The 13,203-nt window shown below is 39.1% G+C and carries 10 protein-coding genes; 8 read left to right on the forward strand and 2 right to left on the reverse strand.

The window, feature by feature from the left end:
- The 4 genes from AC570I_RS17855 (at position 1) to AC570I_RS17870 (ending at position 5,842) form a co-directional block, all read left to right on the forward strand.
- A complete protein-coding gene (locus tag AC570I_RS17855; RefSeq protein WP_497406550.1) occupies positions 1-2,088 on the forward strand; it encodes a ComEC/Rec2 family competence protein in 2,088 nt (695 codons plus the stop codon).
- A 32-nt stretch (positions 2,089-2,120) separates the two neighbouring features.
- A complete protein-coding gene (locus tag AC570I_RS17860; RefSeq protein WP_047797844.1) occupies positions 2,121-2,897 on the forward strand; it encodes an enoyl-CoA hydratase/isomerase family protein in 777 nt (258 codons plus the stop codon).
- Between the two features lie 29 nt (positions 2,898-2,926).
- Positions 2,927-3,574 carry a DUF4412 domain-containing protein gene (locus tag AC570I_RS17865; RefSeq protein ID WP_497406551.1) on the forward strand — a complete coding sequence of 216 codons (648 nt, stop codon included), beginning with the start codon at positions 2,927-2,929 and terminating at the stop codon, positions 3,572-3,574.
- 96 nt (positions 3,575-3,670) lie between these two features.
- Positions 3,671-5,842 (forward strand): S9 family peptidase, encoded by a 2,172-nt coding sequence (locus AC570I_RS17870; protein ID WP_497406552.1) that lies wholly within the window; start codon positions 3,671-3,673, stop codon positions 5,840-5,842.
- A 34-nt stretch (positions 5,843-5,876) separates the two neighbouring features.
- On the opposite strand, the gene AC570I_RS17875 is transcribed toward AC570I_RS17870, so the two are convergent.
- Both AC570I_RS17875 and AC570I_RS17880 read right to left on the reverse strand, forming a co-directional pair.
- Positions 5,877-6,587: a DUF3307 domain-containing protein gene (locus AC570I_RS17875; RefSeq protein WP_497406553.1), complete on the reverse strand. Its 711-nt coding sequence runs from the start codon at positions 6,585-6,587 to the stop codon at positions 5,877-5,879.
- On the reverse strand, positions 6,568-7,197 hold the full coding sequence (locus AC570I_RS17880) for a SatD family protein (protein WP_047797848.1): 630 nt from the start codon (positions 7,195-7,197) through the stop codon (positions 6,568-6,570). The genes AC570I_RS17875 and AC570I_RS17880 overlap by 20 nt, the downstream gene beginning before the upstream one ends.
- Before the next feature lie 182 nt (positions 7,198-7,379).
- Here AC570I_RS17880 and AC570I_RS17885 point away from each other — a divergent pair, with 182 nt between their 5' ends.
- The 4 genes from AC570I_RS17885 to pdeM all read left to right on the forward strand — a co-directional run bounded on the left by AC570I_RS17885 (position 7,380) and on the right by pdeM (position 13,197).
- On the forward strand, positions 7,380-8,414 hold the full coding sequence (locus AC570I_RS17885; protein ID WP_497406554.1) for a ligase-associated DNA damage response exonuclease: 1,035 nt from the start codon (positions 7,380-7,382) through the stop codon (positions 8,412-8,414).
- Positions 8,411-10,000: an ATP-dependent DNA ligase gene (locus AC570I_RS17890; protein WP_497406555.1), complete on the forward strand. Its 1,590-nt coding sequence runs from the start codon at positions 8,411-8,413 to the stop codon at positions 9,998-10,000. The genes AC570I_RS17885 and AC570I_RS17890 overlap by 4 nt, the downstream gene beginning before the upstream one ends.
- 64 nt (positions 10,001-10,064) lie before the next feature.
- The gene (locus AC570I_RS17895; protein ID WP_047797851.1) at positions 10,065-12,542 is read left to right on the forward strand and encodes a ligase-associated DNA damage response DEXH box helicase; all 2,478 of its coding nucleotides are present in this window, start codon (positions 10,065-10,067) and stop codon (positions 12,540-12,542) included.
- Positions 12,543-12,558: 16 nt separating this feature from the next.
- A complete protein-coding gene (gene pdeM, locus AC570I_RS17900; protein WP_497406556.1) occupies positions 12,559-13,197 on the forward strand; it encodes a ligase-associated DNA damage response endonuclease PdeM in 639 nt (212 codons plus the stop codon).
- Positions 13,198-13,203: the final 6 nt, after the last annotated feature.

Consider the following 13,203-nt stretch of genomic DNA (forward strand, 5'->3'; position numbering starts at 1 on the left):
ATGTTCAAAGCAGAATATGTTTTTGTAAGGGTCTTATTCCCTCTTTTATCGGGAATCTCACTGTTTTATTTCTTTCCGGATATAACAGTTGGTATATACCTTGCTTGTAGTGCTTTGACTCTTTTTAGCACCATGGTACTGCTTAATATCTTTTACAGGAAGGTTGACGCATACCGCTTCAAAGGCTTTACAGGCATGTTGTTTTTGCTTTTTTTCTTCAGTTTTGGTGGATTATTATGCTTATTAAATAACGAACAGATCCGTCAGCATTATTTCGGGAATCAAAATTCTGCTATACTCAGGATTTGGGTGAAAGATGAGCCACAGCGAAAAGGTAATATTTTAAGATTCAAAGCTGAAGTGTCTTGTGCATATCAATCTCATCACCCAATCGAAGCCAGCGGGCGATTAATGGTTGCTTTAAAGATTGATACACTTCATCCTATTCAATTGGATTATGGTGACGAACTTATCATCTCCGCAAGGAATGTAACCGTCGAACCGCCTTATAATCCTGCAGAATTTGATTTTAAATGGTGGCTTGCCACACAGAATATATATGAACAAACATTTGTTGATCAGAATCATTTGGAAAAAATCGGTAGAAATTGTGGTAACCCTTTAATCAGACTGGCTTTGCAAATCAGGAAACAGCAAATCGAAAAATATCGTAAACTGATTAAAAATAAAGAGGCGTTTGCTGTAGCTTCAACACTAATATTAGGTTTTCGTGCAGACCTGGATACCGAAACACTAAATGCCTATTCAAAAACGGGCACCATACATGCGCTTTCCGTTTCCGGTAGTCACGTAGCCATTATTTTTTTCATGCTTGATTTCCTTTTAGTGTTTCTGGATAAAAAGCGCTGGCTAAAAGTCCTGAAGTTCATTCTGATATGTACGCTGATCTGGACCTATGCCTTAATAACCGGATTTTCACCCTCAGTGATACGCTCGTCCATAATGATTAGTATTTTCATTACTGCAAAAACTTTTACAAAAAGCAAAAACGCATATAACACCCTGGCTTTTTCTGCATTTTGTCAATTGGTTTACAATCCCTTTCTTATCTGGGATGTTGGCTTTCAACTATCCTACCTTTCTGTTTTAGGGTTAATCTACCTTCAACCTAAAATTTATAATTGGCTTTATGTAAAAAACAAATGGGTCGACAAAATCTGGCAGTTGATCGCTTTATCCTTATCTGCTCAACTGGCTACTTTTCCGTTAACTATCTATTACTTTCATCAATTCCCAGTGTATTTTTTGCTTGCCAATCTGTTTATCGCTATACCATTAATCCTGATCATGATTTTGGGTTTAGCCGTTCTTATGCCTTGGATGGGATGTATCGCTCCTCTGTTCGAATGGTGTATTGTTTTAACAAATGCCGGTTTAAAATCGATGTCAAATCTGCCATATGCTACATTTTCAGCGATATGGATTAATCTACCGGAGCTTATTTTACTTAGCACTGCTCTGGTATTGATGTTACTAGGTTTGGCTAAATACGCTAAAAAAAACTTCACTGTCGGAATGATATTATATCTGCTCTACAGTTTAATGATCTCCTACCGGGAATGGCAAATAAGTCATCAAAACAAGATCATATTCTTTTCTTTAAGAAAAAACTATGCAGCCGCTTTTATACATGGCCATCATGCAGTACTGATTACTGATTTGAAGGCTGGCGAAAAAATCTATTTATCTTCAGTCAAGCCTGCGTTGGATCAAAGTGAAGTAAATAAAATCGAATTTGTTAAACTGAATGATGATTTTGTACAGCAATCTTTTATTCAGAAGAGCCATCAGATCATTTTTTACAACTATAGCATTATGATTATTGACGAACACATGAACAATAAGGAGATACTGGGCAACAAGAGGTTTTCTTGTCTGTGGTTAACAGGAAACGGTAACTTTAATCTTAATGCGCTTTCAAAACAACTTCAATACAACACCCTCATTTTAGATGCAACGAACAAAGATTACAAAATAATCGCAATCAATGCTATGGCCGAAAATTATGGCATTCCATTACATGTTTTAAAGAAAAATCCTGCATATTTGATTAATCTAACCCAGTAAGAGCATTACAGTATAATACAAATCATTCACCCATGGAAAATCTGGTTTTGTACAGTGTAGATAAAAGAATTGCTACCATTACCCTCAACAGACCTGATAAGAGGAATGCCTTGAACCCCGACCTAATATCTGAATTAACTGAAACTTTCATTTGTGCATCAGAAGATGATAATGTCAAAGTGGTAATTCTAAAAGCGAATGGAAAAGCATTTAGTGCCGGTGCTGATCTGGACTACCTTCAACAATTGCAAAAAAATACTTTTGAAGAAAACGTAGCAGATTCTAACCGTTTGAGGAAACTGTTTACAACAATCTATTATCTTCCGAAAGTTGTAATTGCCCAAGTAGAAGGCCCTGCAATCGCGGGCGGTTGTGGATTGGCAACCATTTGTGATTTTGTATACGCTACGCCTGAGAGTAGTTTCGGATATACTGAAGTAAAAATAGGTTTTGTACCCGCTATTGTTTCATGTTTTCTAAAACAAAAAGTGAATGAAACTATTGCAAAAGAACTCTTACTTACAGGGAGAATCCTTTCAGCTGCACAGGCACTTGACTATAAATTGATAAATTTTGTAACAAGTTCGTCCGAAATCAGTCATATAGTTACTGAATTTGCGTTAGATTTGTGTAGCGATTGTTCTGGAAATTCTTTAATGATTACAAAACAACTGATTACACAGACAACAAATCCGTTCTTTGAGAAAAGTTTGGAAATTGCAGTGCAGATAAATGCCCGTGTTAGAGAACATGAAGATTTTAAAAAAGGAATTCAATCGTTTCTCAATAAAGAAAAAATTCATTGGTAATCAATATTACATTAACTTAAAATAAAAACATGTTAAAATCAATCAAAACTAGCGTTGTCGCTTTAATCCTAGTAAGTACAGCTATTATTGTACACGCCCAAAAAAAAGTTACCGAAGGTACTTTGGTTTTTGCTGTTACCGCAAATGGCTCAACTACTGATGTTAAAACCAAGTTCAATGGTTCATTAACTAAATTAGAAATAGAAAACGGACCAGCATTAGTGAACATTATCTCTAACACAGCCGATAAAACAGGTTTATTATTGATTGATGTTCCCGTTGCTCAAAAACAATTTGCAGTAAAAGTTAGCAAGTCTGATACGGAAGCACAGGAAGCATTACTACCGAAGTATTCTGATTACAAAGCAACAGGTGAAAAACAAACAATTGCCGGATTGAGCGCTGAGAAATATACTTACAAAGATGATAAAGGTGGTGCACATGAATTATGGGCAACTAAAGATGTTGATATTTCAGCAATCACCAGTGCAGGTTTTTTCAAAGGTTTAAATGCTTTCCCGGTAAAATATTCTGCTGTAATCAATGGTGTAAGTTCTGATCTGGTTCTTAAATCCCTTTCTGAAGCAAAAGTTGGTTCAATATCAACTGAAATTCCTGCAGGTTATGATATCGTGACCATGGATGAGTTAAAAGCCATGCAAGGTGGTGGAGAATAAATAACTATTATCTGATAATTAAGGGCTTTTTAACTGCCGGCATTTTATTTAAATTAGCCGAAAAGTTAAAAAGCTTTTTTTATGACTTATTTTTCTATGATAAAAAATCTATTATTTAAACTATCAATCGCCTGCATTACTTTTTGCTCATTAACAGATGCAAAAGCTCAGGGCGTAAACTGGGCTAAAGATGGCAATTCTTATTACCAGATAGCTGGTGGTGAAATTGTGTCGGTTACTTTGCCCAAAAATGAGCGTAAAACTGTCATCTCCCGGAAGCTCTTAACACCTGCAGGTAAAGACAATGCTATCGCAGTTCGTAGTTTTCAATTGTCTGCTGATGGTACAAAGGCGCTGATTTATACCAATAGTAAAAAGGTTTGGCGTTACGACACCAGAGGCGATTACTGGATTGCTGATTTAACAGCAAACAAAATCACACAGATTGGTAAAGGCAAACCTGCTTCCTCGCTCATGTTTGCCAAACTATCTCCTGACGCCAGCAAGGTGGCTTACGTAAGCAAACACAACCTCTATGTCGAAAATATCGACGGCAGCGATGCGAAAGCCTTAACAAACGATGGCACTGATCGCATGATTAACGGGACATTTGATTGGGTTTATGAAGAAGAATTTGATTGCAGAGATGGTTTCAGGTGGAGTCCTGATGGTAAGTCGATTGCCTACTGGCAAATTGACGCAACCAAAATCAAAAACTTTTTAATGATTAACAACACAGACTCTATTTATCCTTATACCATACCAGTTGAATATCCAAAGGTCGGTGAAAATCCTTCTGCTTGTAAAGTTGGTGTGGTCGACATTGCTTCTGCAAAAATTAAATGGCTGAATGTGCCAGGTGATAATATTCAGCATTATATCCCACGCATGCAATGGGTACCCGGTAGTAACGAAATCATTCTTCAGCAATTAAACCGTGAGCAGAATGAAAGTGTTGTTTTTATTTGTGATGCTGCTACAGGAACGGCAAAAACTTTATATACCGAAAAGGCTAAAGCATGGATCGATGCTCAGGATGAGTGGAAATGGTTAAATGACAATAAAGAGTTCACCATTTTATCTGATAAGGACGGATGGAACCATTTATATAGAATTAGCCGCGATGGTAAGAAAGAAACATTAATAACAAAAGGCAACTACGATGTGGTTGAAGTTAAATTAATCGACGATAAAAATAACTACGTGTATTTCATTGCCTCGCCTACCAATGCTACTCAGCGTTATTTGTACAAAACTAAACTGGATGGCAAAGGAAAATTAGAACAGGTTACCCCTTCTATTCTGCTTCCTGGTACACATAGTTACGATATTTCTCCTAACGCAGCATTTGCACGTCATACTTACAATAGCTCCACAGTACGTCCGGTAACCGAATGGATGAACTTTACCACAGGTAATCCTTTCACTATGGATGGAAGTATTACCACACAGCTATCTAAACAGGAAGCCGCTAAGAATAAAGTGGAATTTTTTAAAGTAACTACCGAAGATGGTATCGAATTAGATGGCTGGATGAAAAAGCCGGATAATTTTAATCCGGATAAAAAGTATCCGGTTGTATTTTATGTTTATGGAGAACCGGCTTCGCCTACAGCATCAGATACTTACGGAGCAGGTAGAAACGGGCTCTATGCAGGCGATATGGCAAAGGATGGCTATATTTATATTTCTATGGACAACCGTGGCGCACCTGTGCCTAAAGGTGCTGCATGGAGAAAAGGCATTTATAAAAATATAGGTGTAATCAATATCCGCGATCAGGCGATGGCTGCTAAAAAATTACTTGCAACAAATAGCTTTATGGATAAAGACCGTGTAGCGGTTTGGGGTTGGAGTGGCGGAGGATCTTCTACGCTAAACCTCATGTTCCAGTATCCGGAGATTTATAAAACAGGAATTGCCATCGCAGCTGTAGGTAACCAGTTAACTTATGATAATGTTTATCAGGAACGTTATATGGGCACTCCTTTCCCAAGCAAAGAAGCTTATATCAAGGGTTCTCCTGTTACTTACGCTAAAAATTTAAAGGGAAATTTATTGTATATCCACGGTACAGGTGATGATAATGTTCATTACCAGAATGCCGAAATGTTAATCAACGAGTTAATTAAAAATAAAAAGGTTTTTCAATTAATGAGTTACCCTAACCGCACACACAGTATATCTGAAGGCGAAGGTACAAGCGAACATTTATCATTAACATATACCAAATTCTTAAAAGAGAATTGTCCTCCGGGGGCAAGATAATTTTTTTTAAAAGGCAGCTCCTGGGCTGCCTTTTTCATATAATCAGAATCTGACTAAAGAAACTCACTACGATTGCAATTCCAAAACTCAGTAATGTGCCGATAAGTACATACTCTGTTAGCTTTAAATCATGCGCTTCCTTTAAATCACCAAAACGAAAAATAGATTTGGCAGCAAGTAAAAAACCTACAGCTTCAAAACGATTCGTCAGAATGAAAATGAAAATTAAAGTTCGTTCTAGGATGCCAATATATTTTCCCGCATTTTCTAATGATTTCGGACTTTCATCATTACTTTCAGGCAACCATTGGGCGATAATTACTTTCATAATAATGGACGTAGGCATCGTCAAGAAAAGTAAGCCCGACAGTACAATCCAGGTTCTCACATCATTCAGAAAACTGATATTTACACTGCCTTTATAAGCAAGGTGCCAAACCAGAACGATGCAGCTGATGTGCAAAACCTGATCCGTAAAAAATAATAGCCTGGCGTTGCTCCGTGTCTGCAATACTGATTTCAAAGCATCAATAATAAGATGAATAATTCCGAGAATAAGCGCTGCTTTCCAAATACTAAAGCTCAGAAAAACAATAAAAATTAGCACCACATGCACTAATACATGCAGGTATAGTTTTCCCGATTTGAATTTCTTTTCTTCCTTATCTTTCACCCAGGTACTGGGTTGCAGAAAGAAATCACCAATTAAGTGGGCCAGGATAAGTTTAACCAGGTAGATTTCCATGATTTAGAATTAAGTTTTTCAGTTTTTTACGGTATAATTCGTTCATCTCCATCAACTCAGAATAATGTGCACGTTTTAATGCTTCACTAACCGACGACTGTGTTCGCCCGGAAATAGCTGCCAGGCCACTTTGTACCGTATTTTCATTTTCCAATGCCAGTTTTACCATTTCTGCTGCCACAATTCCCCAGCTATCCATCGCAATTAATGACAGTTTAATCAAAACATTTATCTCTTCATCGAAATCAGAAAAATAAGTTTTTATGGCCAGGTTAACTTTAGCCTGCTTTAAACTATCAAAAGCAGTACCCGAATTAATAAACGCTTCGCCGCTAGATTCCGAAAGTTTCCTGCGCTTGCTGCTAACCTTGCCAATTCCAATTCCCATTCTAACATCAGCTGGCTTATCTATTCTGATACAAGCCTTCAAATAAGCAGCAACTTTAATGGCATTTTCAGGCTCAACTTCTAACTGGAAGCTATCGCCACGGTAAATTTCCCATTTGCTACTCTGCTCCGAAACTACTTTAAGAGCAGCTTTTAAATTAGCCAGCCAGCTATCTTTAATCTTTCTTGACCCAATAATATCGCCTGTAATAATACAAATCATAGTACAATATCTAATTTTTAAATTACATTTCAAACAATTATCGGCTAATCACCCGATATTTTAATTTATCGGCTATTTACCCGATATTTCGATTTATCGGCTAATTAACCGATAATTCACTTTATCGGCTTATTAGCCGATATACTCCTAAAACTTATCCTCTATTTCATTGTTTACTACTCATGGCATTAATCGAGTTTACCAAAAGAGGCATTTATTGCAAGCAAGGCGATTTCTATATAGATCCCTGGTGGCCTGTAGATTATGCCGTAACAACTCACGGCCATAGCGACCATGTACGCTTCGGCAATAAGCATTATTTATGCCATACACTTACGAAACCAATTATTAAACGCCGTATTAGTGAAGAGTTGCAGGTGGAAACACTCAACTATGGAGAAAGTATTGTTAGAAATGGTGTAAATATATCCTTTTACCCTGCCGGACATATAATCGGTTCTGCACAGGTGAGGTTAGAGTATAAAGGAGAAGTCTGTGTAATTTCAGGAGATTATAAAACCGAAGACGATGGAATCAGTGATCTTTTTGAACCTGTAAAATGCCATTCATTTGTTTCTGAAAGTACCTTTGGATTACCTGTTTATAAATGGCAGAAACAAGACATCGTATTTGATAAAATCAAAAGCTGGGTAACCGATAACATTCACCAGCAGAAAACCAGTGTACTCATCGCTTATAGCTTAGGGAAAGCTCAACGCTTAATTAAAAACCTCTCGGGGAATGTACCTATTTACGTTCATAACAGTATTGCTAACCTGAATGAGGTCATTATTGATGCAGGTGTAAATTTGCCTCAAACCATACGGATTACACCCGAAACAACCAAAGATGAATTGCAAAAGGGAATTGTAATTGTGCCTCCGGCTATGAGGGATAGCCGCTGGATTAAGAACCTGTCTCATGCTGTTACCGGAATTTGTTCGGGTTGGATGCAAGTCCGCGCACACCGCCGCTGGCAAAGTGCCGATGCCGGATTTGCATTGAGCGACCATGCCGACTGGACCGGCTTGATAGCGGCAATTGACGCAACAGGAGCAGAAAAAGTTTACGTCACACATGGCTTTACAGCAGCATTCAGCCGTTATTTAAATGATAACGGTATAGAGTCAGAAGAAGTCATGACTAAATTTGGCCAGGAAGATGATGAAGAAAATAAGGCCGACATGGCGGTGCAAAGCGAAAATACAAAGATATGAAGCGTTTTGCAAAACTCATCCAGCAGCTCGAACTGAGCAATAAAACCAACGATAAAATCGCAGCATTGGTAGACTACTTCAATTATGCTGACGATAAAGATAAGATATGGGTCATTGCCTTGTTCACGGGGAAGAAACCCCGGCGACCAATTAAATCTGCATTGATAAAATATTGGGCAATTGAAATCACACAAACGCCCGAATGGCTATTCTCCGAAAGTTATTCCAATGTTGGCGACTTAAGCGAGACAATTGCTTTACTCTTGCCTCCTGCTGAAAATACATCCGATTTTCAATTGCATAAATGGATTGAGGATTTGCATGATCTGGAGGGAAAAGATGATGAAGCAAAAAAAGCATTTATCTTAAATGCCTGGAACACACTCGAAACCCAGGAAAGGTTCATCTTCAATAAATTAATCTCAGGAAATTTCAGGATTGGCGTGTCAAATAAAATGCTGGTAAATGCCCTGGCAAAACAAAGCAATCTGGATAGCGCACAAATCATGCATAGCATCATGGGCAAATGGAACCCATATGAAATTACTTTCAGCGAGCTTATTAATGGAGTTCATGTAAATACAGATAATTCCTGGCCCTACCCTTTTTGTTTAGCCTATGCTTTAGAGCAAGAACCCGAAAAACTAAGTGATATTTCCGATTGGCAGGCAGAATGGAAATGGGACGGCATAAGGGGACAAATTGTAAAACGTAATGGCGAGTTATTTATATGGTCGAGAGGTGAAGAGCTGGTTACTGAACAGTTTCCTGAATTGCACTTTCTAACAGATGTTTTACCCGATGGAGTGGTTCTGGACGGAGAGATACTCGCCGTACAGGATAAACAGGTCTTATCATTCAGCACCTTACAGCAACGTTTAAACAGAAAAAGCATTAGTAAAAAACAATTGGAAGAAGCGCCAATAGGCTTTTTTGTTTATGATATCCTGGAATATGAAACTGTTGATTTCCGGGAACAGCCCCTTAGTGAAAGAAGAAAAATTCTGGAACAGCTAATTGGCAGCTTAGCAGAAAGTGCAGTGATTCTCTCACCGGTGATATCCTGTAAGAACTGGGATGAATTAGCAGAGCAAAGGAAAACATCACGCGAGATCAATAGCGAGGGAATTATGCTTAAAAAATTAAGCTCCCATTATCACAGTGGCCGTAAGCGTGGCGATTGGTGGAAATGGAAGGTAAATCCCTATACCGTTGATGCAGTAATGATTTATGCTCAGAAAGGGAGCGGCCGCAGGGCAAATTTCTTTACTGATTACACTTTCGCTGTGCGCGATGGGGAAAATCTGGTTACCATAGCAAAAGCATATTCAGGCTTAACAGATAAAGAAATTAAGGAGGTCAATTCCTTTGTAACCAAAAATGCAATCGAAAAATTCGGTCCGGTTAGAACCGTTAAGCCTGAACTGGTTTTCGAAATTGCATTTGAAGGGATCGCAGAAAGTAAGCGTCATAAAGCCGGATTAGCACTTCGCTTTCCGAGAATTTTGCGTTGGAGAAAAGATAAAAAAGCTGCCGAGATCAATACATTGGAAGACTTGAGGCAATTGCTGGAATCCACATTCTAATCTCCATGCTCACCCCTCACAATTACAATAAGATTAATAAATATCAGTAAATTTCTTCCCCTATATGGATCAAACGAAAACCAAAGGCTATAAAACAGTTAAGCAGTGGCTTAAAGCCAATGGTCGTAAACCGTTTAAATTTCAGGAAGATGCCTGGCAGAATTATCTCAACGGCTACAGCGGACTGGTAAATGCGCCAACTGGTTTCGGTAAAACGTTCTCTTTGTTTCTGGCTGTAGTGATAGAAGCCTTAAATGCTTCTGAAGCCAGCAATAAGAAGGCGAAAGACCGGCTTCAGCTGATCTGGATTACCCCTCTCCGTTCACTGGCCAAAGATATTGCCAGGGCCATGCGGGAAACATTGCTGGAAATTGAATTGGATTGGCACGTTGGAGTAAGAAACGGAGATACTTCTCAGGCCGAAAAGGTACAGCAAAAAAAGTCTATGCCCGAAATCTTATTGATTACCCCTGAAAGTTTACATCTGTTACTGGCCCAAAAAGGATCCTCAACACTGTTTAAAAATCTAAAATGTATTGTTGCTGATGAGTGGCACGAGCTATTGGGGAGTAAACGTGGTGTACTTGTTGAACTTGCCGTATCGAGAATCAAAGGCCTGCAAAAACTTGAAAAAAATCAGTTTTTAAGGGTTTGGGGGATTTCCGCAACCATTGGAAATATAGAAGAAGCTTTAGAGGTATTGGAGCCGGATACTACAGCCCAACGGATTATTGTAAAAGCCGATCTTGAAAAAAAAATCCAGATAAAATCAATCCTTCCTGATGATATTGAAACATTACCCTGGGCCGGGCATCTGGGTTTAAAGCTTGCCTACAAATTATTACCGATTATTGAAAAAAGCAAAACCACGTTAATTTTTATCAATACCCGCGGGCAATCAGAAATGTGGTATCAGCATTTGCTCAATCTCGAGCCTGAGCTGGCAGGACGAATTGCCATTCACCACGGTTCTATCGACTTCGAGTTGCGCAACTGGATTGAAGATGCGCTACACACCGGAGCGCTTAAAGCTGTTATTGCAACATCATCTTTAGATCTGGGTGTCGATTTTAAACCGGTAGATACGGTTGTGCAGGTAGGTTCGCCGAAAGGAGTAGCCCGGTTTCTTCAGCGTGCCGGTCGTTCTGGTCACTCCCCTCACGAAGTTTCAAAAATATATTTCTTACCCACACATGCTTTAGAACTGGTAGAAGCGGCTGCCATTAAAGAAGCAGCCGTAACCAATAATATCGAAAGCCGCGAACCATTTATCATGACTTTCGATACACTGGTACAATATCTGGTAACCCTGGCCATTGGTGATGGGTTTGACGACAAAGTGATTTATGAGGAGATCCGGAATACACATGCATTCAGGCTTATTCTACCTGAAGAATGGACATGGGTGATGCAATTTATCACTTCAGGTGGCGATAGTTTAAGCGCTTACAATGAATTTAAAAAGGTTACCAAAGATGATGATGGACTTTGGAAAGTAAAAAGCCGGCAACTGGCCATGCGACACCGGCTGCACATTGGCACAATTGTTAGTGATGCCATGCTCAAAGTAAAGTTTCTCTCCGGAGGCTACATTGGTATGGTTGAGGAATATTTTGTTACGCGTTTAAAAGCCGGCGATAATTTTCGGCTTGCCGGGAGGGTACTCGAATTTGTACAGGTAAAAGACATGACTGTAATCGTTAGGGTGAGCAAACAGAAAAATGCTATATCCCCGAGCTGGAATGGCGGACGTTTGCCCTTATCTTCTAACCTGGGCTCTGTATTACGAAAAAAATATAATGAAGCATTAGATAAAACCCATCAGGATGAGGAACTGGATTCGGTTTATCCCTTATTCTTATTACAGGAAAAACGTTCGCACGTGCCACGCAATGATGAATTACTCATCGAACTGATCAACAATAAGGAGGGCTTCCATTTGTTTGCCTATCCGTTCGAAGGACGTCTGGTACACGAGGTGCTCGCGGCCCTGGTGGCATACCGGCTAAGTAAACTCTTGCCTATAAGTTTTTCTATAGCAATGAATGATTATGGGTTCGAACTTTTAAGCGACATTGAAATACCAATGGACGATGCTATCGCCTATGATGTGTTTTCCCCAAGAAATCTTACGGAAGATATTACCCTGAGCATAAATTCCACAGAAATGGCCAGGCGAAAATTCCGCGATATCGCCTGTATTTCAGGCTTGGTGTTTCAAGGGTATCCGGGGAAATATGTAGCCAACAAACACCTCCAGTCATCGGCAGGTTTGTTTTTTAATGTTTTTAGTGATTATGATAAACATAATTTACTTTTGCGGCAGGCTTACGATGAAGTATTTTATCAGCAACTGGAAGAGCCTCGTTTAGCTTCGGCACTCGAGCGGATTCAGAATGCTACGATCATTATTACACATCCTAAAAGTTTTACCCCGCTATCATTCCCAATTAAGGTAGACAGTTTACGTGAAAACATGAGCTCAGAAGAATTGGAACAAAGAATTGTCAGAATGAAAGCAGAGTCTGAAAAGTTTAAATAATATATAAATCTAATTAATGACCATTATAAGCCACGGTGAAGAACTGATTTTAGACAAAGAAAGGGCTTTATATTTACCCCAGCATCAACTTTTAGCCATCAGCGATCTGCACCTCGGTAAATCTGCCCATTTTCGCTCTGCGGGCGTACAGGTACCTTCAACTATTGCTCAAAATGACCTGTTTCGATTAGGCTTACTTATTGAGAGTTATAAACCTGCTACCTTGCTGATTAACGGTGATATGTTTCATCATGGTTTGAATAGTGATATTGATGAATTCTCTGAATGGAGAAGACAATACCGCGACGTGAGTTTCTTACTGGTCAAAGGAAACCATGATCGTTTGGCAAATGCAGACTATGCTTTAATGCAGATTGATATTCATGAGCCAAGCTACTGCCTGGGTCCATTTTGTTTTATCCATGATGCACCGATGTGTACCGAAGAAGAATTATACCCGATAAGCGGACACATCCATCCCGGCGTCACCGTTGTGGGTAAGGCTAAACAAAAACTAAAGTTTCCTTGTTTCTATTTTGGTAGCAGCTACGCTGTGCTCCCTGCCTTTAGTACTTTCACTGGTCTGTATAATATCTACCCTAAAACAAATGAGCAAATTTTTGCCGTAACCCCAAATCAGGTTGTCGAAGTTTAACAGAGA

This window comes from Pedobacter sp. A2324, from assembly GCF_059693705.1.

Excerpts from the sequence above, each read along its gene's own strand:
- AC570I_RS17855 (WP_497406550.1), top strand. The coding sequence starts at position 1 with ATGTTCAAAGCAGAATATGTTTTTGTAAGGGTCTTATTCCCTCTTTTA.
- pdeM (WP_497406556.1), top strand. The coding sequence starts at position 12,559 with ATGACCATTATAAGCCACGGTGAAGAACTGATTTTAGACAAAGAAAGG.
- AC570I_RS17870 (WP_497406552.1), top strand. The coding sequence starts at position 3,671 with ATGATAAAAAATCTATTATTTAAACTATCAATCGCCTGCATTACTTTT.
- AC570I_RS17880 (WP_047797848.1), bottom strand. The coding sequence starts at position 7,197 with ATGATTTGTATTATTACAGGCGATATTATTGGGTCAAGAAAGATTAAA.
- AC570I_RS17890 (WP_497406555.1), top strand. The coding sequence starts at position 8,411 with ATGAAGCGTTTTGCAAAACTCATCCAGCAGCTCGAACTGAGCAATAAA.
- AC570I_RS17885 (WP_497406554.1), top strand. The coding sequence starts at position 7,380 with ATGGCATTAATCGAGTTTACCAAAAGAGGCATTTATTGCAAGCAAGGC.
- AC570I_RS17875 (WP_497406553.1), bottom strand. The coding sequence starts at position 6,587 with ATGGAAATCTACCTGGTTAAACTTATCCTGGCCCACTTAATTGGTGAT.
- AC570I_RS17865 (WP_497406551.1), top strand. The coding sequence starts at position 2,927 with ATGTTAAAATCAATCAAAACTAGCGTTGTCGCTTTAATCCTAGTAAGT.
- AC570I_RS17895 (WP_047797851.1), top strand. The coding sequence starts at position 10,065 with ATGGATCAAACGAAAACCAAAGGCTATAAAACAGTTAAGCAGTGGCTT.
- AC570I_RS17860 (WP_047797844.1), top strand. The coding sequence starts at position 2,121 with ATGGAAAATCTGGTTTTGTACAGTGTAGATAAAAGAATTGCTACCATT.